Origin of the sequence: Acidovorax sp. LjRoot194 (genome assembly GCF_964253015.1) — a bacterium.
Taxonomy (GTDB): domain Bacteria; phylum Pseudomonadota; class Gammaproteobacteria; order Burkholderiales; family Burkholderiaceae_C; genus Acidovorax.
Genome location: NZ_CAXUQB020000001.1, coordinates 5,324,965 through 5,346,114 on the forward strand (window position 1 = coordinate 5,324,965; position 21,150 = coordinate 5,346,114).

Annotated in this window: 21 protein-coding genes; 12 read left to right on the forward strand and 9 right to left on the reverse strand. The window is 68.0% G+C overall.

Annotated elements, in window-relative coordinates; all coding sequences use genetic code 11:
- Positions 1-30: 30 nt before the first annotated feature.
- Positions 31-711, reverse strand: coding sequence for a ribulose-phosphate 3-epimerase (gene rpe, locus ACSQ3N_RS24120; protein ID WP_056172438.1), 681 nt, complete (start codon positions 709-711; stop codon positions 31-33).
- An 87-nt stretch (positions 712-798) separates the two neighbouring features.
- On the opposite strand from rpe, the gene apaG reads away from it, so the two are divergent.
- From apaG to ACSQ3N_RS24140, 4 genes are all read left to right on the forward strand, one after another.
- Positions 799-1,206, forward strand: a complete 408-nt coding sequence (apaG, locus tag ACSQ3N_RS24125; RefSeq protein ID WP_056172435.1) for a Co2+/Mg2+ efflux protein ApaG — start codon at positions 799-801, stop codon at positions 1,204-1,206.
- Positions 1,207-1,267: 61 nt separating this feature from the next.
- Positions 1,268-3,265 (forward strand): site-specific recombinase, encoded by a 1,998-nt coding sequence (locus ACSQ3N_RS24130; protein WP_056172432.1) that lies wholly within the window; start codon positions 1,268-1,270, stop codon positions 3,263-3,265.
- Positions 3,266-3,448: 183 nt separating this feature from the next.
- Positions 3,449-4,705, forward strand: coding sequence for a cation:proton antiporter (locus ACSQ3N_RS24135; protein WP_056172428.1), 1,257 nt, complete (start codon positions 3,449-3,451; stop codon positions 4,703-4,705).
- Positions 4,706-4,772: 67 nt separating this feature from the next.
- The gene (locus tag ACSQ3N_RS24140; RefSeq protein WP_056172425.1) at positions 4,773-5,897 is read left to right on the forward strand and encodes a YbdK family carboxylate-amine ligase; all 1,125 of its coding nucleotides are present in this window, start codon (positions 4,773-4,775) and stop codon (positions 5,895-5,897) included.
- Between the two features lie 37 nt (positions 5,898-5,934).
- Here the strand turns inward: ACSQ3N_RS24140 and ACSQ3N_RS24145 are convergent, their stop codons facing one another.
- Positions 5,935-6,333: a tautomerase family protein gene (locus tag ACSQ3N_RS24145; protein WP_056172422.1), complete on the reverse strand. Its 399-nt coding sequence runs from the start codon at positions 6,331-6,333 to the stop codon at positions 5,935-5,937.
- A gap of 37 nt (positions 6,334-6,370) precedes the next feature.
- The gene (locus tag ACSQ3N_RS24150) at positions 6,371-6,604 is read right to left on the reverse strand and encodes a hypothetical protein (RefSeq protein WP_156372197.1); all 234 of its coding nucleotides are present in this window, start codon (positions 6,602-6,604) and stop codon (positions 6,371-6,373) included.
- Positions 6,605-6,779: 175 nt separating this feature from the next.
- On the opposite strand from ACSQ3N_RS24150, the gene ACSQ3N_RS24155 reads away from it, so the two are divergent.
- From ACSQ3N_RS24155 to ACSQ3N_RS24170, 4 genes are all read left to right on the forward strand, one after another.
- On the forward strand, positions 6,780-7,688 hold the full coding sequence (locus ACSQ3N_RS24155) for a LysR family transcriptional regulator (protein ID WP_056172418.1): 909 nt from the start codon (positions 6,780-6,782) through the stop codon (positions 7,686-7,688).
- Positions 7,689-7,727: 39 nt separating this feature from the next.
- Positions 7,728-8,711: a thiamine-phosphate kinase gene (gene thiL / locus ACSQ3N_RS24160; protein ID WP_056172416.1), complete on the forward strand. Its 984-nt coding sequence runs from the start codon at positions 7,728-7,730 to the stop codon at positions 8,709-8,711.
- A gap of 157 nt (positions 8,712-8,868) precedes the next feature.
- A complete protein-coding gene (locus ACSQ3N_RS24165; protein WP_436147661.1) occupies positions 8,869-9,072 on the forward strand; it encodes a YgaP family membrane protein in 204 nt (67 codons plus the stop codon).
- A gap of 42 nt (positions 9,073-9,114) precedes the next feature.
- Entirely contained in the window at positions 9,115-9,672 is a 558-nt protein-coding gene (locus ACSQ3N_RS24170) for an RNA polymerase sigma factor (protein WP_436147662.1), read from the forward strand.
- 36 nt (positions 9,673-9,708) lie between these two features.
- On the opposite strand, the gene ACSQ3N_RS24175 is transcribed toward ACSQ3N_RS24170, so the two are convergent.
- Positions 9,709-10,683 (reverse strand): TRAP transporter substrate-binding protein, encoded by a 975-nt coding sequence (locus tag ACSQ3N_RS24175; RefSeq protein ID WP_436147663.1) that lies wholly within the window; start codon positions 10,681-10,683, stop codon positions 9,709-9,711.
- 417 nt (positions 10,684-11,100) lie between these two features.
- Here ACSQ3N_RS24175 and ACSQ3N_RS24180 point away from each other — a divergent pair, with 417 nt between their 5' ends.
- Positions 11,101-12,894: a pectate lyase gene (locus ACSQ3N_RS24180; RefSeq protein ID WP_436147664.1), complete on the forward strand. Its 1,794-nt coding sequence runs from the start codon at positions 11,101-11,103 to the stop codon at positions 12,892-12,894.
- Between the two features lie 167 nt (positions 12,895-13,061).
- Here ACSQ3N_RS24180 and ACSQ3N_RS24185 read toward each other — a convergent pair whose 3' ends face one another.
- The gene (locus tag ACSQ3N_RS24185; RefSeq protein ID WP_436147665.1) at positions 13,062-14,243 is read right to left on the reverse strand and encodes an Acg family FMN-binding oxidoreductase; all 1,182 of its coding nucleotides are present in this window, start codon (positions 14,241-14,243) and stop codon (positions 13,062-13,064) included.
- Between the two features lie 152 nt (positions 14,244-14,395).
- On the reverse strand, positions 14,396-15,457 hold the full coding sequence (locus ACSQ3N_RS24190) for an NAD-dependent epimerase/dehydratase family protein (RefSeq protein ID WP_436147666.1): 1,062 nt from the start codon (positions 15,455-15,457) through the stop codon (positions 14,396-14,398).
- Positions 15,458-15,590: 133 nt separating this feature from the next.
- Here ACSQ3N_RS24190 and ACSQ3N_RS24195 point away from each other — a divergent pair, with 133 nt between their 5' ends.
- Positions 15,591-16,478, forward strand: a complete 888-nt coding sequence (locus tag ACSQ3N_RS24195; RefSeq protein ID WP_436147667.1) for a LysR family transcriptional regulator — start codon at positions 15,591-15,593, stop codon at positions 16,476-16,478.
- A gap of 103 nt (positions 16,479-16,581) precedes the next feature.
- Entirely contained in the window at positions 16,582-16,941 is a 360-nt protein-coding gene (locus ACSQ3N_RS24200; protein ID WP_436147668.1) for a hypothetical protein, read from the forward strand.
- A 182-nt stretch (positions 16,942-17,123) separates the two neighbouring features.
- Here ACSQ3N_RS24200 and ACSQ3N_RS24205 read toward each other — a convergent pair whose 3' ends face one another.
- The 3 genes from ACSQ3N_RS24205 to ACSQ3N_RS24215 form a co-directional block, all read right to left on the reverse strand.
- A complete protein-coding gene (locus ACSQ3N_RS24205; protein ID WP_436147669.1) occupies positions 17,124-17,807 on the reverse strand; it encodes a hypothetical protein in 684 nt (227 codons plus the stop codon).
- A gap of 124 nt (positions 17,808-17,931) precedes the next feature.
- Positions 17,932-18,402: a hypothetical protein gene (locus ACSQ3N_RS24210; RefSeq protein ID WP_436147670.1), complete on the reverse strand. Its 471-nt coding sequence runs from the start codon at positions 18,400-18,402 to the stop codon at positions 17,932-17,934.
- Between the two features lie 13 nt (positions 18,403-18,415).
- Positions 18,416-19,111, reverse strand: coding sequence for a hypothetical protein (locus ACSQ3N_RS24215; RefSeq protein WP_200912463.1), 696 nt, complete (start codon positions 19,109-19,111; stop codon positions 18,416-18,418).
- A 327-nt stretch (positions 19,112-19,438) separates the two neighbouring features.
- Here ACSQ3N_RS24215 and ACSQ3N_RS24220 point away from each other — a divergent pair, with 327 nt between their 5' ends.
- Complete coding sequence (locus tag ACSQ3N_RS24220) at positions 19,439-21,070, forward strand: DUF4139 domain-containing protein (protein ID WP_436148007.1); 1,632 nt, start codon at positions 19,439-19,441, stop codon at positions 21,068-21,070.
- Positions 21,071-21,150 lie beyond the last annotated feature (80 nt).

Here is a 21,150-nt window from a genome sequence, read left to right on the forward strand (position 1 = left end):
CCTCGGGGAAAGCGCGCAGCTGCTCGGGGGTTAGGCCAAAGCTTGACGCATCGCGTCGATGACGCCCTTGTAGTCTGGCTTGCCAAAAATGGCGCTGCCAGCCACGAAGGTGTCGGCCCCGGCATCCGCCACGCGGCGGATGTTGTCGGTCTTGATACCGCCATCCACTTCCAGCCGGATGTCCTTGCCCGTCGCATCGATGCGGCGGCGCACGTCCTCGATCTTGCGCAGGGCCGAGTCGATGAAGCTCTGGCCGCCAAAGCCGGGGTTCACGCTCATGATCAGAATCAAGTCGATGTCGTCGATAACCCAGTCCAGCACGTCCAGCGGCGCCGCGGGGTTGAACACGAGGCCGGCCTTCACGCCTTTGGAGCGGATGGCCTGGATGCTGCGGTGCACATGGCCCGAGGCATCGGGGTGAAAGCTGATGTAGTCGGCGCCCGCATCGGCAAACGCAGCGGCCAGCGCGTCCACGGGCTGGATCATCAGGTGCACGTCGATCGGCACGGCCACGCCATCGGCCGTCTTGGCATGCGGCTTCAGGGCCTGGCAGATCATCGGGCCGAAGGTGAGGTTGGGCACGTAATGGTTGTCCATCACGTCGAAATGAATCCAGTCCGCGCCAGCGGCAATGACGTTGCGCACTTCTTCGCCCAGGCGGGCAAAGTCGGCAGAGAGGATCGAGGGGGCGATTTGGAATGTGCGGCTCATCCCCCGATTGTCTCAAAGCGGGCGGCCTGTGGCGATGTGGCGGATGAATCCGCGGGTTTTACGGGCCGCCACGGTTACCATTCCGCCATGCCAAAGTACCAGTTTGACGTGACAGTGCTGCCCGAGTACCTGCCCGAGCAGTCCGCGCCGGACACCGGGGTGTTCAGCTTCGCCTACACGATCACGATCACCAATGCAGGCGATACGCCGGCCCAGCTCATTGCACGCCACTGGATCATCAGCGATTCGCGCGGCCACACCGAAGAGGTCAAAGGCCTGGGCGTGGTGGGGCACCAGCCGCTGCTCAAGCCGGGCGAATCCTTCCAGTACACCAGCGGATGCCGCCTGCGCACGGCCAGCGGCACCATGCACGGCACCTTTCATTGCGTGGGCGAAGAAGGCGAGCCCTTCGACGCCGTCGTCCCCTTGTTCGTGCTGGAAGCTTTGGGCCACGGCCCCGCGGGCCAGCCGCTGACCGGTCGGGTGCTGCATTGAGCGCTGGTAGCCCCCACGCGCCCCACCCTGTGGGGGCGTGGCCCCACTGCGGGGCAGCGCGATGAGAAACCGCAGTTCCTCCGTCGTCGACCTGCCAGCCCTGCTGGCCCGGCTGGACCCTGCCGCCGACCTGGCCCACCGCCACCTGTGGCTCATCCACCTGCTGGACTGGGTGCGCGGCAAGAGCGACTCCATCCCTGCCGCCGTGGGCCGGGTGCAGCTCTTCCTCGATGCCGTCGAAACGCGGCCGGACGTGCAGCTGCGGCTGAGGGCGTGGTGGGCCACGCTGGTGGACCAGGTGGACGTCACCACGCTGCTGGCCGACTTCGGCTTTGCGCCGCGCACCGCGCTGGTCAGCGAGATCTCCGAGCGCCTGCGCACCAAGTTCCTGCCGGGCAGCCCCGAGACCATCGATGCGTCCGAGCTCTTCATGCTGGCGCTGCCCGGCGAGTTCGATGCCCAGTGGCTGCTGGCGCTGGACGAAGCGCAGCTCGCCCGCCTGGTGGCCTTGCTCGCGCCCGCGGACCCCGATGTCCACACCGGGCCCTCGCGCTGGCACAAGGCGCTGCTCGATGCCATCACCTACTGCGCCGGCCAGATCCTGTCGACCGGTTTTGCGCCCGAGCTGCGCCTGCGGATGAGCGAATCGGCACGCGATGCCCAGCCTTTTCATGCGCTGATCCACGATGTGGAGAGCCTGCGCGTGGAAGTGTTGCTGGCGCTGCGCACGCCCGACCGCCTGAACGACGCCGCCCAGCGCCTGCGCGAGCGGCTCGAAGCGTGCCGCGCAGCGGCCTCCACCGTGTACACCCACTTCGAAGACAACGGCATTTCGGTCGGCCTGGTGTTTCGCCTGCGGCAGCTGCGCGAGCGCATTTTGCGCGTGCGCGAGCTGCTGGACTGCCTGCTCTCGCCCAAGCCTCCGGTCACCGCTGCGCGCCTGCTGGCGCACCTGGTGATGGTGGGGCAGGAGCGGCGCAGCCTGCGTGCGCTGCTGGCCTCCAACTCGTCGCTGCTGGCAGCCAAGGTGGCCGAGCGCAGCGCGGAAACCGGCGAGCACTACATCACCCGCAACGCGGCCGACTACCGGTCCATGGTCGGCAAGGCCGCAGGCGGCGGCGCGCTGATGTCCGTCACCACGCTGGTCAAGTTCGGGCTGCATGCGCTCGCGCTGTCGGCGTTCTGGGGCGGCTTCATCGCGGGGGTGAACTACGCCGTCACCTTCGTGCTGATCCAGCTGCTGCACCTCACGGTGGCCACCAAGCAGCCCGCAATGACCGCACCCGCCATGGCCGCCAAGCTCAAGGAGTTGGGAGGCAGCGGTGCCATCGAGTCCTTTGTCGACGAGATCACGCACCTGGTGCGCTCCCAAGTGGCCGCCGTGCTGGGCAATGTGCTGGTGGTGTTCCCGGCCGTGCTGCTGCTGGCCACGGCCATCGCGCTGGCCACGGGCGCGCCGGCCATCAGTGAGAAGCAGGCGCAGCACGTGCTCGAATCCCTGCACCTGCTGGGGCCGTCACTGTTCTTCGCGGCCTTCACCGGTGTGCTGCTGTTCGCGTCGAGCATCATCGCGGGCTGGGCCGAGAACTGGTTCGTGCTCAACCGGCTGGACTCTGCCCTGCACTACAACCCGCGCATCACGCGCTGGCTGGGCGCCGAGCGCGCGGCGCGGTGGGCGCGCTTCCTGCGCGAGAACCTGTCGGGCTTCGCGGCCAACATCTCGCTGGGGTTCATGCTCGGTCTCGTCCCTGCCTTCGCAGGGTTTTTCGGGCTGGGCCTGGATGTGCGCCATGTCACACTCTCCACGGGCCAGGTGGCTGCGGCCAGCGCAACGCTGGGGATCGGCGTGTTGCACATGCCGGCCTTCTGGTGGGCGGTGGCATCGCTGCCGCTGCTCGGTGCACTCAACGTGACGGTGAGTTTCTACCTCGCGTTCAGCCTGGCCTTGCGGGCGCAGAACGTGAGTGGCTTGGACCGCTCTCACATCTACAGAGCGATCCGCGTGCGCCTGCGCACCGCGCCCCTGAGCTTTTTCGTGCCCGCCCGCCGCGCAGCCTGACGAGAGACCCGGAAAGACGGGCCCGGCGGCAGCGGCAAGCCCCGCCCCTGTCCTACATGGACGGGATGTTTCGGCCTGTAAATTCAGGCAACGCTGGTGCGTCCCTGATTTTTCAGGGTTTCTGCGCACCCGCTTCTTCACTCCCGGCGGGGCCCGTCCCCGCCTGACGCAGAGGTTCCAGACATGAATGAAATCCTGACCTTCTGGGCGCAGTGGCTGCGCCCCTCGGCCGGGTTGCCGACGGTCCAGTGGTCACTGCTGCTGGCAGTGGCGGCCATGGCAGGCTATCTCACCCAGCGCCACACCGGTCTGCCCAAGGTATTGGGCTATTCGCTCGTCGGCACCGCCGCGGGCCTGGCCGGCTTCAGCGGCGCCGTGTGGCCGCTGCAAGGCATCGGCCTGTTCCTCCTGGAGCTGGGCATTGCCATCGTGCTGTTCGAGTGCGGCGGCCGCATTCCGCTGCGCTGGTTCCGCCACAACCCCATGGTGCTGGTGCAGAGCATTGCCGAATCGGTGTTCACCTACTTCGCCGTGTACTGGGTGCTGGTGTGGCTCAACCTGCCCACGCAGGTGGCCGGGCCGCTGGCCCTGGTGGCGCTGGCCGCCTCGCCCGCGGTGCTGACCCGCGTGGTGGCCGACACCCGCGCTGCCGGCCCGGTGACGGAACGCGCCATCGTGCTCACCACGCTGTCCACGCTGTACGCGCTGACACTGGGCAGCGCCAAGGCCGAACTCATCAACCGCCAGGGCCTCACCTTGATGGAGACCATGTCGCCCGTCGTGGTGGTGCTGGGCGTCTCCATCGTCGTGGCCGCCGTGCTGGCGCTGGTGCTGCGCATGGCGCTGCGCGTAATGAGCCCCACGAGCGAGAACACCTCCATGCTGTTCCTCGCGCTGGTAGCGGCCGGCACGGCCGTGTCGGCCCACATGGGCGGCTCGGCCCCGCTGGCGGCGCTGCTGGGCGGCATGCTGCTCAAGCAACTCAACCCCCGGCCCTGGGCCTGGCCGCGCCAGTTGGGCAACGCATCGTCGCTGCTCACCATGCTGATGTTCGTGCTGGTCTCCACCGTGGCCGCGCAGGCCGACTGGAGCGCTCCCGTGGCCGGCGTGGTGCTGGCGCTGATCGCCGTGCGCCTGGTGGCCAAGGCCACCGGCGTGGCGCTGGGCAACGTGGGCAGCGGCGCCAGCTGGAAGCAGGCGCTGTGGGTGGGCTGCGCGATGACGCCGATGTCCTCCATCGCGCTGCTCATCGCCTCGCAGTTCGTGCTGGCCTCGCCTTCCACCGGTCATGTCATCGCCGGCGTGGCCCTGCCCGCCATCTTGCTGATGGAAGTGATGGGCGCCGTGATCGCCACTGTGGCCATCTACCGCGCGGGCGAAAGCTCCAAGCCCTGGGCGGCCCTGACGGCCCGCGGCCAGAACGGAGACACCCAGCCATGAGCGGCGCCGCGCCAGACCGCGCGCAGCCCGCTCACACCGCACCGCACCGTACAGAAGAGGCCCTTTGATGTCCCTTGAAGCGTTCAACCATTCCGAGCCCCTGACCCTGGGCGTCGAGCTGGAGCTGCAGCTCGTCAACACCAACGACTACGACCTCGCGCCCTATGCCGAGGACATGCTGCGCCTCATGCACAAGACCCCGCTGCCCGGCAGCGTCGTGCCCGAGATGACGAACAGCATGATCGAGATCTCCACCGGCATTTGCCACTCGAGCAGCGAAGTGCTGGGCCAGCTCACGCCGATCCGCGATGCGCTGGTCAAGAGCGCGGACAAGCTCAACATCGCCGTGGTCGGCGGCGGCACGCACCCGTTCCAGCAGTGGCACGAGCGGCGCATCTACGACAAGCCGCGCTTTCGCGAGCTGTCGGAGCTGTACGGCTACCTGTCCAAGCAGTTCACCATCTTCGGCCAGCACGTGCACATCGGCTGCCCCGATGCCAATGCCGCGCTGCTCATGCTGCACCGCATGTCGCGCTACATCCCGCACTTCATCGCGCTGTCGGCATCGAGCCCCTACGTGCAGGGGCAGGACACGGCGTTCGACTCGGCACGCCTGAACTCGGTGTTCGCATTCCCTCTGTCGGGCCGCGCGCCGCTGGCGCTCACGTGGGACGACTTCACCGTCTACTTCGACAAGATGACGCGCACCGGCGTGGTCAAGAGCATGAAGGACTTCTACTGGGACATCCGCCCCAAGCCCGAGTTCGGCACCATCGAGATTCGCGTGTTCGACACCCCGCTGACCATCGAGCGCGCCGCAGCGCTGGCGGGCTACGTGCAGTCGCTGGGCGCCTGGTTCCTGGCGGACCAGCCCTTCATGCCCACCGAAGACGACTACCTCGTCTACACCTACAACCGCTTCCAGGCGTGCCGCTTCGGCATGGACGCGGTGTATGTGGACCCGGCCACCGGCGACCACATGCCGCTGCGCGAGCACATCCTCAAGACCATGGACAAGATCGCCGGCCACGCGGCTGTGCAAGGCTCATCGAGCGCCATGCACATGCTGCGCACCGAGGTCGAAGCGGGCCAGAACGATGCGCGCTGGCTGCGCGAGCGCCAGCGTGAAGAACAGCTGCTGGCCGAAGTCAGCCGCCAGGCGGCGCAGCGCTTTCGCGGCGCCATGGCCTGACCGCGCGGTATCCCCTCGCAATTCCACACCCCATCGGTCACACCGGCAGCGCCTGCCTGCGCGCCAGCTGGGTGACGCCGCCGTAGCCCCAGTCCTGAGCGGGCAGCTCGCGCACCACCACGTAGCTGGCGCGGGCGAGCGCAGCGCCCGGGGCCAGCTGCTGCGCCAGCTCGGCAAACGCGGCGGCGATGAAGGCCGCCTTTTCCTGCGGAGTGTTCGTGCCCTCGGTGATGCTGATCTCCAGCAACGCCGTGGGCTGCGCAGCGGGCTCGCCACCGATGTGCCACTGGCCGGACGGTAGCTGGTTGATGGCCACCGCAGTGACCTCACGGCGCTTGCCCAGCCGTTGCACGGTGAGGTCGGTGAGCGCACGGGCCAGGGCTTGGCAGCGGTCGGGGGTTTGCGGTGGAGTCAGTGTGAGGATGAGGGTGGGCATGGATCAGCTCCTGGGGGTGGGTGACAAAGTGAATGAACTACTGCGGGTGTCGTGGTGGTGGCGATGACGGCACGGTGCGAGAAAGCAACCTTTGCAAGCCCCGCACGGCCGCCGATACTGCAGCCCGCACCGACGCCACTGCAGCGCAGGCCAGTGCGCGCGTGGCCGCGTCGGGAAAATCCCGCAGCGCTTCACGGCGCAGTTGCCGCGCCAGGCGCTCTGCGTCCTGGTGCAGTCGCAGGGACTCTGCAGGCGTGATGTCGCGGGGCATTGCAGCGTCCTTTCGTGCAGACCTTCAAAAGTTGGAGCGACTGTAGGCACGCCACGCGGCCACGGAAACAGCGCACACGGCAACAGCGTTTTGCACGGCTGCAAAGGGCCCGGCGCCTTGATGTGGCCGAGCGGCGCCCCGGCGAAAAGACGTCTGCCGCCGTTACCATTGCCCGATGCGCGACCTCCGCCTCGAAGACCTGCACCTGTTCGCCCGCGTGGCGGACCTGGGCTCGCTGTCGGCCGCGGCGCGCGAGCGCACTGTGCCGGTGAGCCAGGTCTCCCGCACGCTGGCGCGCATAGAGCAGGCCAGTGGCGCACGGCTGGTGCACCGCACCACCCACGGCCTCACGCTCACGGCGGAGGGGCTCACCTTTCTCGACTACTGCCGGCGCATCACCGGCACGCTGGACGAGCTGGAGGGCGAGTTCGCCCACCAGAGCGGCCAGCCCAGCGGCTGGGTGCGCGTAGCAGCCAGCTCGGTGGTGGCCGAGCACCTCTTGATCCCCAGCTTTGAGAGCCTGCAGCAGGCGCACCCGCAGTTGCGCGTGGAGCTGGTGGTGGACGACCGCATCGCCGACATGGCGCAGGGCGGTATCGACATCGCGATCCGCACTGGCGCGCCGCCCACCGACACCGTGGTGGCCCGCCCGCTGGGCACGCTGGCGCGCCGCCTGTACGCCACGCCGGGCTACCTGCAGCTGCACGGCGCGCCGCAGCACCCCGAGGACCTGCACCAGCACCGGCTCATCACCAACAACGCCGTGGCGATGCTCAACCGCTGGCCTTTCGTGGTGGAGGGCCACGCGCATGTGGTGGCGGCCGAAGGCCACTGGCGCTCAGGCAGCACCGGCATCACCGCCCGCCTGGCGCTGCAGGGCCTGGGCATTGCGCGCCTGGCCACCGTGGTGGCCGAGCCGCTGGTGCGCCAGGGGCAGCTTGCGCCCGTGCTGGCCGCGTGGGTGGACCCGCAGCCCAGCCCCATCCATGCCATCACGCTCACGCGCCGGCACCGCCTGCCCAAGATCCAGGCGTGCATCGACCACTGGGCGCAGTGGTTCACCGAACAGGAAAGCGCTTCGTGACACATCCATCTGCCCTGCCCCTGACAGCCGACCTGCGCCATGGGTGAGTTCGACCTGATCGCCCGCTACTTCACGCGCCCCGTGCGCCCCGATGGCGCTGCCGTGCTGGGCGTGGGCGACGACTGCGCGCTGCTGGCGCCCGCGCCCGGCATGCAGCTGGCCATCTCCAGCGACATGCTGGTGGAAGGCCGCCACTTCTTTGCCGACGTGGACCCCGAGGCGCTGGGCCACAAGGCGCTGGCTGTGAACCTGTCGGACCTGGCGGCCTGCGGCGCGCGGCCGCTGGCCTTCACGCTGGCGCTGTCGCTGCCGCGGGTGGACGAACCCTGGCTGGCCGGCTTCTCGCGTGGGATGTGGAAGCTGGCCGACGCGCACGGCTGCGAGCTGGTGGGCGGCGACACCACGCAGGGCCCGCTCAATATCTGCATCACCGTGTTTGGCGAGGTGCCCCCGCGCCAGGCCCTGCTGCGCAGCGGCGCGCGGCCCGGCGACGACCTGTATGTGAGCGGCACGCTGGGCGATGCGCGGCTGGCGCTCGAAGCCCTGCTCGGCCACATCACGCTACCCGCCGACGTGCTGGCCCGCGCCCGCCAGCGGCTGGAGCGCCCCACACCACGCGTGGCCCTGGGCCTGCAGCTGCGCGGCGTAGCCAGCAGTGCGATGGACCTGAGCGACGGGCTGGTGGGCGACGTGTCGCACATCCTCAAGGCCTCGGGCGTGGGGGCGGTGATCGATGTGGACGTTACTACTAATTTAATAGCTGCTAGCGCTTACCTATCAAGCGGTAGAGGCCATTTTGATGCTGAATTGATGCGTCGCTGCGTCCTATCGGGCGGCGACGACTACGAGCTGGCTTTCACCGCCCCGCCTGCGCAGCGCGGTGCTGTGGCCGCTGCGGCCGCGGCCAGCGGTACAGCGGTGACGCGCATCGGCTCCGTGGTGGCTGAGCCAGGCCTGCGCCTGGTGGACGGCCAGGGTCAGCCGGTGGAGAACCGGTATGCCTCGTTCGACCACTTCGGGTAAGGGGCGCGGCAACCGCACATCTGCCAAGGGGGCAGCACCTAAAAATATTTGCCAACGCATGAATCCTTTGTCGAATTCGGCGGCTCTTGGTAGGTGAGGCGCGCAGTGAGTGCGCCTCGCTGTCCATCCATCCACCGATTCCCAGGAGCTTTTCACCATGCTGTACCGCAAGAACATTACCCGCCCCGAAAGCCTGTTGCGCATCGTCGGCGGCATCGCCCTCGCAGCCGTCGGCCTGTGGTGGCAAGGCGCATCCCCCCTGGGCCTGGTGCTGGCCGCATCCGGCGTGGGCAGCGTGCTGAGCGGCGCTTTCGGCTACTGCCCCGCCTGCGCGCTGGTCGGCCGCAGGCCGGTGGAGTGAACCGACGGCCCCTGAGTCGCTTCGAACTGAGAATACCCATCCATGCCACTCCCCACGCTCGCCCAACTGCTGCCCGCCGCCCGCGATGGCGACGCGCGGGCCATGGAACAACTGCTGGCGCTGGCACGCCCGGACATCCGCCGCTACGCGCTGCGCCACTGCGCCGCCACCACAGCCACCGACGACGTGGTCCAGGAGGCGCTGATCATCGTGTACCGCCGCGTGGGCGCTCTGCGCGAAGTGGCGGCCTTTGGCGGCTGGGTGGTGCGCATCGTGCAGCGCCTGTGCATGCGCCCGGTGCTGGGCTGGCTCAAGGGCGAGCCGCTGGCGCAGGTGGAAGACAACCTGGCCTGGTCGCACAAGCCCGACCATGAACTGCGCCACGACCTGGCCCTGGCCATCGACTCGCTGCCGCCCATCTACCGCGATGCGCTGTTGATGCGCGACTTCGAGGAGCTGACCATCGAAGAGATGGCCGAGCGCCTGGGCACCACGCGCGAGGCGGCCAAGAGCCGGCTGCACCGCGCAAGGGCCCTGGTGCGCGAATACCTGCTGCCCGCTGGCACCACTGGCACCACTGGCAGCGCCGTCACGCCGTGAGGAGCACCGCCGCGGCAGCGATCACGGAATGCAGCGCTACTTCGCAATGATGGTCAGCAGCTCTTCCCGCGTGGTCGGGTCGGCCATATATTTGTTGTAGAGCGGCGCCATGCGGCGCACGAAGGGCGAGACGTCCTTCACGCGCACGAACTGCGAGCCCTGTTTGGCGGTGGTCTCCAGCGCCTGGGCCACGCGCTTGTTCCACAGCTCGCGCATCAGCAGAGCCGACTGGGCACCCGCGTCGGCAAAGGCCTTGCGGTCTTCGGCCGAGAGCTTGGCCCACACCGCGGTGGACACCACCAGCGCCTCGGGCGAGATCACGTGGTTGGTCACGTAGACGTTCTTGGCCAGCTTGTGGTGCCCCGTGGATTCGTACGAGGGCATGTTGTTCTCGGCGCAGTCGATGCTGCCTTTCTCGAAACCGCCCAGCACCTCCTTGAAGGGCATCGCCACGGGCTTCGCGTCCAGCAGCCGGATCATCTCCGTGAAGATCTCCGACTGCTGCACGCGGATGGACGCGCCCGCCAGGTCGCGGATCGTGGCGGGCGAGCGGTTGGCGCAGTAGAACGATCGCCCCCCGCCGTCGTACCAGCCCAGCACCACGAAGCCGGCCGACTGCAGGTTGGCGGCAAAGCGCTGGCCCAACGCGCCGTCCAGGTGGCGGAACATGTGGGCCGAGTCGGTGAAGAGGAACGGCAGGTTCAGCACCTTGATGCCGGGCACCGCGTCGGACAGCGGGCCCGAGCTGAACTCGGCAATGTCGATCTCGCCGCTCTTGAGCATTTGCACCGCTTTGGGTTGGTCGCCCAGCGTGGCATTGGAGAACACCTCCACTTGGTAGCGCCCCTGCGTGGCCTTGCCCACCTGCTGCGCGAAGCTTTTCATGGCCTCGGTGACGGGGTAGCCGTCAGGGTGGATATTCCAAGCGCGCAGCTTCGTCTGCCCCCACGCCGCACCCGCGCACAGCAATGCTGCCGCCACCAGACAACCGGCTTTCCATCTCTTGAGCATGCTTGTCCCCCATCGTGTTGTTCTGTGTGCATTGTTAACGTCATCATCTGACGTCATACAAATAATCACAAATTTTTAGAGCTTTGATCGCGCGGCATCAGCACCTTCTGCGGCTCACTGCGCGCCGCAGAAGCGGACCTCCGCAAATCCCGTGAACCTGAGGTTCCATGCGGATTTCAAGGCTTTTATTCTTGTAAGCACCGCGCTCTCGCGCCCGATTCTGCAGCGACCAGTGCGACAGGCCGATTGGGGTTAACGCCAGTCGCAGCAGGAAATCACGCGCCCAGAATTCGCTGCAGTTGTACGACGTCATTTGTCATGGCGCAGTACGGCCTGGGGCCGGGCCGCCGGGGTGGCAGCCGGTGCACCCGTTACGGCCCCTTTCAGACCCACTGCCATCCAACGAGGAGACATTCCATGCTGACCATGAAGCGCAGAGACTTCACCCTGAGTGCCCTGGCCCCCCTGCTGCTGAGCGCCTGCGGCGGCAGCGACGACCCCGCACCCACCTTTCCACCCGGCCCCAAGGCAGACGCTGCCGACGCCCTGAAGCGGGCCACGCATTACATGGACGACACCGTGTCCTACCAGGGCGGCTACGTGTGGTCGTACTCGCCGGACCTGAAGCAGACCTTTGGCGAGATGGAGGCCTACCGCACCATGTGCTGGATCCAGCCGCCGGGCACGCCGTCGGTGGGCCACGTGTACCTGGACGCCTACCACGCGACCGGCGACGAGCGCCACTGGCGCGCGGCCGAGCGCACCGCCACGGCCATCATGGCCGCGCAGCACAGCTCGGGCGGGTGGAACTACATCCACGACTTCGCGGGCGAGGCGTCGCTGAAGAAGTGGTACGACACCATCGGCAAGAACGGGTGGCGGCTCGAAGAGTTCCAGCACTACTACGGCAACGCCACGTTCGACGATGCGGGCACGGCCGTGGCATCGCAGTTCCTGCTGCGCATGTACCTCGAAAAGCGCGACGCCCGCTACCTGCCGGCCGTGCAAAAGGCCATCGACTTCGTGCTCAACGCGCAGTTCGGCCCCGAGTACGGTGTGGCCAATGGCGGCTGGCCGCAGCGGTTCCCGCACTTCCCCGGGGCGATCAGCAGCATGCCGCTGCCCAACGCGTCGCAGTTGCCCGCCGGTGCCAGGGCCGGCATGGACGACGGCGACTACACGCTGCACGTGACCTTCAACGACGACGTGATGGGCGAGAACATCAAGTTCCTCACGCTGTGCGTGATGGCGCTGGGCGAGACGCGCCTGCTGCCCAGCATCAGCCGCGCGATGGAATGCATGCGCCTGATGCAGCAGCCCGGCCAGCAGGCGGGCTGGGGGCTGCAGCACCTGTCGCGCGCCAAAGACGGCCGCCCTGCCGGGTCGCCCGCCGGTGCCCGCAGCTACGAGCCCCGGTCGCTGGCCACGCACACCACGCAGACCAACATCCGCCAGATGTTCAACTACTTCCAGCTCACCGGCGACCGCAAATACCTGGCGCGCCTGCCCGAGGCGATCGCCTGGCTCAAGAGCTGCCCGCTGCCGGCCGACGCCGCCACGGTGAACCCGCTGCTGGGCGGCGGCCGCACCCACCCCACGTTTGTCGAGCTGGGCACCAACGACGGCCTGTACGTGCACCGCTACGGCTCCAACATCCACAACGGCGCCTACTACTACGACAAGAACTACACCAACACCGTGAGCCACTACTCGGCCGGCCGGCCCATCGACATCGCGGGGCTGGAGGCCACGTACGCCAAGCTCAGCGGCATGACGGACGCGGCCGTGGCCGAGATGGCCGCGCGCTCGCCGCTGAAGGTGGCGGGCGGCGGCAAGGCGCTGCCCAAGTACTTCTCGATCCGCGAGGTGGACTTTCCGGACCTGTTCACCGGTGCAGTCATGGCCACCCCCGCGGTGCCCGAATCCGAAGTCGCCACACTGCTGACCGAGCTGGGCACGCGCAACTACTGGACATCGCCCGTGCCCGAAGTGGTGAACCCCTACCAGGGCGACGGCCCCACCGCGCCGTACACCGGCACCGCCTACCGCAGCAAGCACGTGGGCGATGTGTACGACACCTCGCCCTACCCGGCCGACAACCCGCCCGAAGTGCCGCCTTACGTGAAGAAGGACAAGCCCCAGTTCATCGTCACGGCCGAGTGGATACGGCGCATGGGGCGGCTGATTGCGTTCGTGGCGCCCGTGGCTTGATTCCGATGGTCTCGATGGGCTGGTGGAACCTCACCCGTTCACGCTGAGCCTGTCGAAGCGCTGCACCAGGCTTCGACAGGCTCAGCCCGAACGGCTCTGTGGCATTGGAGCGCCGATTCTGGTCAACTCCCGGCGCCTGAAACCCGCTCCGCCCCAACCGGCCCGCTTCACGCCTGCACGAACTGCCGCAGGGGCCGGCGCGGCGTGGCAGGCACCTCGTCCTGCGGGTAGCCAATGCGGCAGAACATCTGCACGGTGGCATCCTCAGGCGCGCGCGGCGCGGAGCGCCCCAGCACCAACTGGTGCACACGCTCGTAATGCGGCGCCATCTCGGCAAACTCTTGCAGCGCCTGGCTCATGGGGTGCATGCCCACGCCCAGCGCCGTGGCCTGCAGCTGCAAGCGCACATAGGCCCGGCCCGCGTCGATCTGGTCGCCGCGCGTGTTGCCGCCGGTGATCCACACAAAGCCCATCGCCGTGCGGCTGTGGCCCTCGAAGCGGCCCATCGCGCTCTTGTACGCGGCGCTGCCCTCGGCGGGTGGCGCGGACCGGTCGAACATGCCCAGCGCGGCCACCGCCCGCACGAACGGTGCGTTGAGCGAGATGCCGTCGCGGTGGCGCAGGATCTCGGCCGGGCCCACGCGCGTGAGGTGGATGCTCTCCATCATCGTGCGCGGCGTGAGCAGCTCGACCTGCGCGGACTGCCAGCACAGCGTACGCAGCGGCTCCAGGCGCGCAGCGTCGACCGTGCCACCCACCTGCAGCCCTGCTGCGGGCCGCTGGCTCGCCAGCAGCGCGGCCAGCACATCGGGCGTTACGGTGCGGGCCATGTCGAAGTCGCTCTTGGGCGTGTGGCGATGCAGGACCTGGGCGAACAGCGCATCGGGCTGGCCCGCAGGCTTCAAGGTGACACGCGCCACCGGCCGGTCATCCCAGTCCGCCAACGCCGCAGGCAGCGGGCCCTGCGGCCACAGCAGCACGTCGCTGCCCACGCCCTGCTGCGCCAGGGCCAGCACCAGCAGCTCCAGAAAGGCGCCGTGGCCGATGAGGATCTGGCGGCCCAGCGGGTCGGTGTGCGGCAGCACGCGTTCGCGGTCGGTGCGCAGGGTGATCACGCCGTCTTCGCGCAGGTCCACCACCCAGGGCTGCAGGTTGTGCGGGTTGGGGGCGGTGATGGCGTAGGCCACGGCGCGGCGGCGCACCTCGGTCTCGCCCACCGGGCCTTGCCAGGCCTCCACCGCTTCGGCGGGGTAGTGCGGGCTGGCCACGCCACAGGCGGCCAGGGTGCCGGCCGTGGCGGCGACGACGGTGCCACCGCCTGCCAGGCGGATGAAATTGCGACGGTTCATGGCGGGTCCTTCTGGCCGTGTGGGCCGGTGTGCCTGTCAAAAAAGGCTGTGAAGACAAGGTGGTGAGGCCAGGCGCGCACGCCAGCTCGCCGCGACCGCCGGCGGGTTGGGTGTGGCGGTGCAGCGGTGACAGGCCCGTGGGCGCCGCGCCTTCAGGCCAGCGCGGCGCGCGGGGCGGGCGCAGCACCCAGCGCCAGGTCGTTCAGCGCCTGGCGCGCTGCCTGCTCGAACGGCGTGTGGGGCTCCTCGCCGATCAGCGCGCGCAGGCGGGTGTTGTCCAGCCGGTGGGGCTGGTGGCGCAGGTAACGCATGGCGGCCAGCGACGCGAGCATGGGCATGAACACACCCGCCACACGCAGCAGCGTCCAGTTCAGCCGCGCCACGCGCAGCGTGCCGGCATCGGGCAGCCAGCCGCGCTCTGCGGCCAAGGTGGAGAGGCTGTGCAGCCAGGGCTGCGCGCTCACGGTGTGGCCGGCAAAGTGCAGGCAGTCGAACGCGGCCAGCCGGTGGCGCTCCTCGGCCACGCGCACCAAAGTGGCCGCCAGGTCGGGCAGGTACGCCCAGGGCGTGGCGACGTCCAGCGGGCCGGGCCAGGTGACGCGGCCCCGGTGCAGATCCTTGGCGATGGACTGGTCGAGCCAGCCGCTCGCGCCGCTGCCAAAGAAGTCGCCCGCGCGCACCACCACCGCCCGCATGCGCCCACCCTGCGTAGCGGCGGCCAGGCGCTGCTCCATCGCCACGCGCACCAGCCCCTTGCCGCCAGCGGCCGCCTGGGGCGTGTCTTCGCGCAGCACGGCGGGCATGCCCTCGCCGAAGTTGTAGACGTTGCCCGGCAGCATGAGCGTGGCGCCGAGCTGCTGCGTAACGTCGATGGCCGCGTCCAGCAAGCCGAGCGCCTCCAGGCGCCATGCCTTGTCCGTGTACGCAGGGCTGATCGCATGCACCACCACCTGTGCGCCGCGCGCCTGGCGCAACAGCTCCGCCGTGTCATGCACCGCCACCGGCATCCACCACACACCGCCCATGGCGGGCAGCGCGTGGCCGCCCGCAGCGGGCCGCACCTGCGCCAGCACCTGCCAGCCGGCCTGGGCAAAAGCGCGTGCAGCGGCCAATCCCAGGCGGCCCCGCGCGCCCAGGATCAGCACGGTGGGCTGAGCGGCTGGTGCTGCCTGTGGTGCGGCAGGAGCGAAGAGAGTGTTGAGCGGTGCGGTCATCGGAATCTCCACGGCGGGAAAGGAATGGACCGATTGTGAAAACGCACCGACAACCACACAATTGCCTAACTATCCATACCAGTAATTCATTTTTGAATAGCTAAACACCGCCGAACCGGAGCACGCTACCGCCATGAATCAGACCTTCGACTGGAGCCTGGTGCAGTCCTTCCTGGCCGCGCTGGACCAAGGCAGCCTGCTGGGCGCGGCCCGTGTGCTGAACGCCAGCCAGCCCACCATCGGCCGCCACATCGCCGAACTGGAGTCGCAACTGGGCGTGGTGCTGTTCGAGCGCACCGGCCGCGGCCTGCTGCCCACCGCCACGGCACTGCAGCTGGCCGAATCCGCCCGCGCCATGGAGGTCGGCGCGCACCAGCTGGCGCGCAGCGTGTCGGGCGCCGAGGCCGGGGTGAGCGGCACCGTGCGCATCACCGCCAGCCAGCCCGTGGCCTGCGTGCTGCTGCCGCCCGTGCTCGCGCGCATGCGCCAGGCGCTGCCCGACGTGCAGGTGGAGCTGGTCTCCAGCAACGAAGTCACCAACCTGCTGCGCCGCGAGGCCGACATCGCCCTGCGCATGGTCCGCCCTGACCAGGCCAGCCTGGTGGCCAAGCGCATCGGCGCCGTGAAGCTGGGCGCATATGCCCACCGCGACTACCTCCGCCGCAAGGGCACGCCCCGCCAGCCGTCAGACCTGCTGCAGCACGAGCTGATCGGCAACGACCGGCACGAAGACATTCAGCAAGGCTTCGCCGCCATGGGCTACCCGGTGGACCGCCAACGCTTTGCCTTCCGCACCGATGACCTGATCGCCTGCTGGGAAGCCGTGCGCGCCGGCCTGGGCGTGGGTTTTGTCGGCGACTACATGGCCCGCACCGACCCCGACGTGGTGCGTGTGCTGCCCATGCTGCCCCTGCCCGAGCTGCCCATCTGGCTCACGGTGCACCGCGAGATCCGCACGAGCCGCAGGATTCGTGCGGTGTATGACTTTTTGGCGCGGGAGGTGCCGGAGGCGTTGGGGTGAAGGTGGTGGGGGAGGCCGTGGGATGCGTGAAACGTGGGAAGTGGTGGAGGGGTCGAGGGTGGCAGAATTCGGTCGGAAGCAACCGATCAAAAAGAGAAACAAGATGACGGAATCTGAAACTCAGGGGGAATGGCTGGAATCGCTGCCATCGATTCATCAAGTTATCTTTCTGACGGCACTCGGTCACTGTTTGACTGTTGCTGGTCGTGATAGCTACATCCCTGAGAGCGAAGAGTTGGAGCATCCCACTCATCTTCGCCAGATCAATGAGATTCAGCATCGTGTTGCAGCATGTACCTATGAGTTGCTAGTCAATGATTCGACTGAGAGCTTTCGGCGCTCGATTGCTCATTGGGTGCTCGATCAATGTGACCAACGTATGTTGGAGAACATGCAATGGGCATGGCAAACGGCTAAAGAAAGAGTTCTAAAAGCCATACAGCAAGGCACTGTGCTGCAATGAACAGCTGAGCGCAGCTGTCTGCTTTTGCGAGAAGCTCACCGCCCGCTGGGACCCGCTAGCTTGAATCGCTGTGATGCCGAATTCAATCGGACATTTCCAGCATGGTTCCTCCAATTGCGAAACTCTGGATCAGCCGCCTTCGGGGCAACTCTCAACCTCGCCTTGGGGCAGCGAGCAGACCTTCAAAAGTTATTGTCTGCAACCAATGACACTTGCGTGTCCCAATGTCGGAGCTGGACATAAGAGTCCCAGCCATCATCGCTGGAGCACATCGCCATCGCGGCCCTGGATAGATGCTGTTGGAAACGCGGAGTCTCGAAGACTAGTCGTCGTATGTCATTCCACAAGGCCACCGCATCTTCCGTTTCAAAGGTGAAATTGAAATAGAGACCATCTTCATCGCCGCTGTCAAAGCTATGGCACGTTACAAGGGCGTGATCGTCTGCGACTTCCTGGAACAAGGCTGAAAGCTCTTTGATATCCAGGCTAGGCGATCTGTCTGGTTGAACTTGAACGGAGATTGATCTCATCCTGTGTCCTGATGTCCGTTTATGGACGCTTGTAGTCATTGAGGGGGTGAACGGCCCTCGTACAACCCGGCCGGAGCCCACGACCTTCGGGCCTTCCAAAACGTCGAAATGGGTTCCGACCAGCAGCGCGCAGTAATCGACCTCGGGGTCATAGATCAGTGCGGCAACGGCACGGACTGTCGATCCAGGGCTCGCGTGCGGGCCATCAACAAATGAGACGCCGAGGTACTCGCCGCCTTCCACGCGCAGGTGCGGGCGATAAACGCCACCGGTCAGGACCGGCATCTTTGCACGGCCCACGATGGTTAATTCCACTTCGACAAAACGTCTAGACATGCTTCCGCTCCTGGCATTCAGCAGCATGCTACCAACCGCTTAAATCGCCCCTCCGTCATTTCGCCTCTGCCTGTGGCTGCGTGCCAGTTGGCCGGTTAGCAACCGCAAAAAAAAGAAGAGAACCCTACTCCCCCTCCCGCTTCGGATCCCCCCGCACCACAAAGTGCCGCGAAAACCCCACGGGCCGACTCACACCCGTCGGCTCCGACCACAGCGGAACCCGAAAGCCAGGCTCCGCCAGCACCTGCACGCTCCAGTCCGTATCGCCGATGAAACGAAACCGCAGCGTGTCCGGCTCGGGCGACGGAAGCAGCGAGAACGAGCCCGTTGAGTACATCGCCCCCAGCGTTGCAGTGTCGATGCACTGCAGGTCCGCATCGAGCAGGTGGATGTGCAGAAATTCTTCTGCCGGGACGTCGTCGGTCGTCAGCAGCAGCGTAAAACCTTGCCATTGCGCAGCCGCCTCCAGCACTGCGCCGGGCACGTGGCGGCCGGTGGGCTGGCCGTTGCGCAGGATGTGGCAGTGGGCGGGTTCGTCGTCGGGGCGGCCTGCCAGGCGCTCGACCGACAGCTCTTGGGGTGTGAGCAGGTGCATGGGCGCTGCGTCCTTACCAGAAGTAGTCCACGCCGAAGGCCGCCAGCGCGCCGCCGACAAAAGCCCCGACAGTGACGCACACGGGCGCCCCGGGGCCGCAGGCCAGGCCGGCCAGGGCGCCGCCGGCGATGCCGCCGCCAATGCCGGCGCCGGTGACGGCCACTTCGCGGCGGGCGGCGCCGGCCTTGTCTTCGGCCTTGGCGATGGAATACACGGACAGGGCGATCGACAGCACCAGCAGGCCCCGCCCTGCGCGCGAGAGGTTGCGCATGGTGGCGGTCACGCGGGGGTTCGAGGTGCCGGCGGATTTGACGATCTCGGCATACACCGCGTTCTGCTGGGTGGTGGAGAGCCGGCCGAAGTCCGCACCGGCGCCGTGCAGTTGCTGCGTCTTGCGCGCGATGAGTTCGTTGAGCGTCTTGCCTTCGCGCTTGAGGCGCTCGGCCATCGCGCGGCCCACCGGGGTGCTGCGGCCGCGGATGACTTCCATGATGGCGTTGCGGGCCTCCTGCGCCTGCTGGGCGGCCTGCGCCCAGGTCATCCGCCCGCTGCTCACCTGCCCGCGCAGCTCGTTGGCCATCGCCTGGATCTGCATCGAATACGCCTGGCGCGCGGTGGCGTCGATGGTCAGGTGCGTGCCGGCGTTGGCGATCTCGAACTCCAGCGCCCGGATCGCGGAGTCAAAGGCGGTCTTGTCGTTGTCCTGCACTCGGTGCTCCTCGTGGTTGGATGGATGGATGGATGGATCGCGCGGCGACGGCGGCCCCCTGGCGTTTTAAACGGAGCGGGCGAACATGCCCCTAGGGCGCTCCCCCAAAATCGTTACAAGAAGTGGCTGCAACGACGGCGCTCTACCCCCTGAATCCACCGCTGCCTGCCGCCCCGGGCCTGCTAGCATCCGGCACCCGATCCACACCCCTTCGAGGAGCCTGCGATGCCCAGCCCCACCGCGTTGCGCCCACGCGCTTTTGTCGTCCACCGCGCCTTGTGGATGGCCTGCATCGTCAGCGGGGTGGGCGCGCTGCCCTTTGTCGCCATGGCGCAGGACGCGCCACGCCCCGCGGCCGTCGACACATCACGCATCGCCCGCGTCACCGTGTACCCCGGCAGCGCCACCGTGGAGCGCGTGGCCCGCGTGCCCGCCGGCGCGCGCAGCCTGACCATTGGCTGCCTGCCCGCATCGATCGACGCGCAGAGCCTGCAGATCAGCGCTGACCCGGCCGTGCGCGTGGGCGAGTTCAACGTGCTGACCGAAGACCGCGATGTGGCCGCCGCCTGCGCGAGCCCACTGGACGGCCGCATCCGCGAGCTGGAGGACCAGATCGCCGGGGTGAGGGCCGAGGCCTCGGCGCTGCAGCTGGTGGACGGCTACCTGCGCGGCGTGGCCGGCGTGGGTGGTGCGGTCACGGGCGACGACGCCACGGCAGCGGCCACCACGGCGACCGCCACCAACACCCGCATCGCCAGCCCCACGCCCGCCCAGATCACGGCCACGGCCGAGGTGCTGCGCAAGTCCGGGCAGGACGCGTTTGCGCGCACGCACCAGCTCAAGCGCAAGCAAGAGGCGCTCGAACTCGCCTTGAAGCCGCTGGTGGCCGAGCGCGACCGCGTGGCCAGCCAGCGTGCCAGTGTGGTCACTGTGAGCATCAACCTCGCGGCAGAGCGCGACGCCGAGTTGCGCCTGTCCTACCAGGTGCGTGGACCGGGCTGGCAGCCGACCTATCGCGCCACGCTCGACAGCGCCAAGTCGACCGTGCTGCTGGAGCGCCAGGCGCTGGTGGCGCAAAACAGCGGCGAGGACTGGACGGGCGTGCAGCTCACGCTGTCCACCGGCCAGCCCGGCCGCGCCACGCAGGGGCGCCTGCTCCGCGCCTGGACGCTGGATGTGGCAACACCGCCGCAGCCCGTGGGTGCTGTGGCGCCCGTCATGGCGATGGCTGCGCCTGCGCCAGCAGCGGCTCCTGCGCCCCTGGCTCGCGCGCGCATGGCCGAAGACGCCATGCCCAGCTTCGACGTGAGCTCCATCGACAAGGGCTTTGCCACCGAGTTCGCCGTGCCGCAGCGCATCACCGTGCCGTCCAGCGGACAGCGGGTGACGCTGGCACTGGGCAGCCAGACCGCGCCCGCCACGCTGATCACGCGCACGGCCCCTGCGGTGGAAGAAGCCGCCTACCTCGTCGCGCAGATGGCGCAGCCTGCGGGCGTGTGGCCGGCGGGCACCGTGGGGCTGTACCGCGACGGCGCCTTTGTAGGCACCGGGCGCATCGACTTTGCGGCGGCCACCGCCGGGGCCCCTGCGGGCAGCACCAGCCTGTCTTTTGGCCGCGATGAGCTGGTCACCGTGCGCGCCGAGGCGGTGCAGGACCTGACCGGCAGCACGGGTTTCACCGGCTCGCGCACCGAGCGCAAGACGCGCCGCGCCTACAGCGTGGACAACCGCCACAAGACCGCCATCACGCTGCAGGTGCTGCATGCGGCGCCGGTCTCGCGCAACGAGAAGATCGAGGTCGAGTCGCGCTACCAGCCCCAGCCCGCCGACATGGCGTGGGACCGCACGCCCGGCACCGTGGCCTGGCAGCAGAGCCTGGCGGCAGGCGCCACGGCGCAGTTCAGCGCCGAGCACACCATCCGCTACCCCAAGGACGTCCAGCTCCAGGAACGGCAGTAACGCGGCGGCCGCTGCGACTACGGCGCACAGCATCCAACCAGCCGCCGGAGCGCACCGGCGCCGCTGGGTGACAATCCGAG

What these genes read in the sequence shown, in the direction of transcription:
- ACSQ3N_RS24145 (WP_056172422.1), bottom strand. Translation starts at nt 6,333, where the DNA reads ATGCCCACCCTCATCCTCACACTGACTCCACCGCAAACCCCCGACCGC.
- apaG (WP_056172435.1), top strand. Translation starts at nt 799, where the DNA reads ATGCCAAAGTACCAGTTTGACGTGACAGTGCTGCCCGAGTACCTGCCC.
- ACSQ3N_RS24205 (WP_436147669.1), bottom strand. Translation starts at nt 17,807, where the DNA reads ATGTCTAGACGTTTTGTCGAAGTGGAATTAACCATCGTGGGCCGTGCA.
- ACSQ3N_RS24135 (WP_056172428.1), top strand. Translation starts at nt 3,449, where the DNA reads ATGAATGAAATCCTGACCTTCTGGGCGCAGTGGCTGCGCCCCTCGGCC.
- ACSQ3N_RS24150 (WP_156372197.1), bottom strand. Translation starts at nt 6,604, where the DNA reads ATGCCCCGCGACATCACGCCTGCAGAGTCCCTGCGACTGCACCAGGAC.
- ACSQ3N_RS24140 (WP_056172425.1), top strand. Translation starts at nt 4,773, where the DNA reads ATGTCCCTTGAAGCGTTCAACCATTCCGAGCCCCTGACCCTGGGCGTC.
- ACSQ3N_RS24190 (WP_436147666.1), bottom strand. Translation starts at nt 15,457, where the DNA reads ATGACCGCACCGCTCAACACTCTCTTCGCTCCTGCCGCACCACAGGCA.
- ACSQ3N_RS24220 (WP_436148007.1), top strand. Translation starts at nt 19,439, where the DNA reads ATGGCGCAGGACGCGCCACGCCCCGCGGCCGTCGACACATCACGCATC.
- ACSQ3N_RS24170 (WP_436147662.1), top strand. Translation starts at nt 9,115, where the DNA reads ATGCCACTCCCCACGCTCGCCCAACTGCTGCCCGCCGCCCGCGATGGC.
- ACSQ3N_RS24175 (WP_436147663.1), bottom strand. Translation starts at nt 10,683, where the DNA reads ATGCTCAAGAGATGGAAAGCCGGTTGTCTGGTGGCGGCAGCATTGCTG.
- ACSQ3N_RS24195 (WP_436147667.1), top strand. Translation starts at nt 15,591, where the DNA reads ATGAATCAGACCTTCGACTGGAGCCTGGTGCAGTCCTTCCTGGCCGCG.
- ACSQ3N_RS24180 (WP_436147664.1), top strand. Translation starts at nt 11,101, where the DNA reads ATGCTGACCATGAAGCGCAGAGACTTCACCCTGAGTGCCCTGGCCCCC.
- thiL (WP_056172416.1), top strand. Translation starts at nt 7,728, where the DNA reads ATGGGTGAGTTCGACCTGATCGCCCGCTACTTCACGCGCCCCGTGCGC.
- rpe (WP_056172438.1), bottom strand. Translation starts at nt 711, where the DNA reads ATGAGCCGCACATTCCAAATCGCCCCCTCGATCCTCTCTGCCGACTTT.
- ACSQ3N_RS24130 (WP_056172432.1), top strand. Translation starts at nt 1,268, where the DNA reads ATGAGAAACCGCAGTTCCTCCGTCGTCGACCTGCCAGCCCTGCTGGCC.
- ACSQ3N_RS24200 (WP_436147668.1), top strand. Translation starts at nt 16,582, where the DNA reads ATGACGGAATCTGAAACTCAGGGGGAATGGCTGGAATCGCTGCCATCG.
- ACSQ3N_RS24185 (WP_436147665.1), bottom strand. Translation starts at nt 14,243, where the DNA reads ATGAACCGTCGCAATTTCATCCGCCTGGCAGGCGGTGGCACCGTCGTC.
- ACSQ3N_RS24210 (WP_436147670.1), bottom strand. Translation starts at nt 18,402, where the DNA reads ATGCACCTGCTCACACCCCAAGAGCTGTCGGTCGAGCGCCTGGCAGGC.
- ACSQ3N_RS24165 (WP_436147661.1), top strand. Translation starts at nt 8,869, where the DNA reads ATGCTGTACCGCAAGAACATTACCCGCCCCGAAAGCCTGTTGCGCATC.
- ACSQ3N_RS24155 (WP_056172418.1), top strand. Translation starts at nt 6,780, where the DNA reads ATGCGCGACCTCCGCCTCGAAGACCTGCACCTGTTCGCCCGCGTGGCG.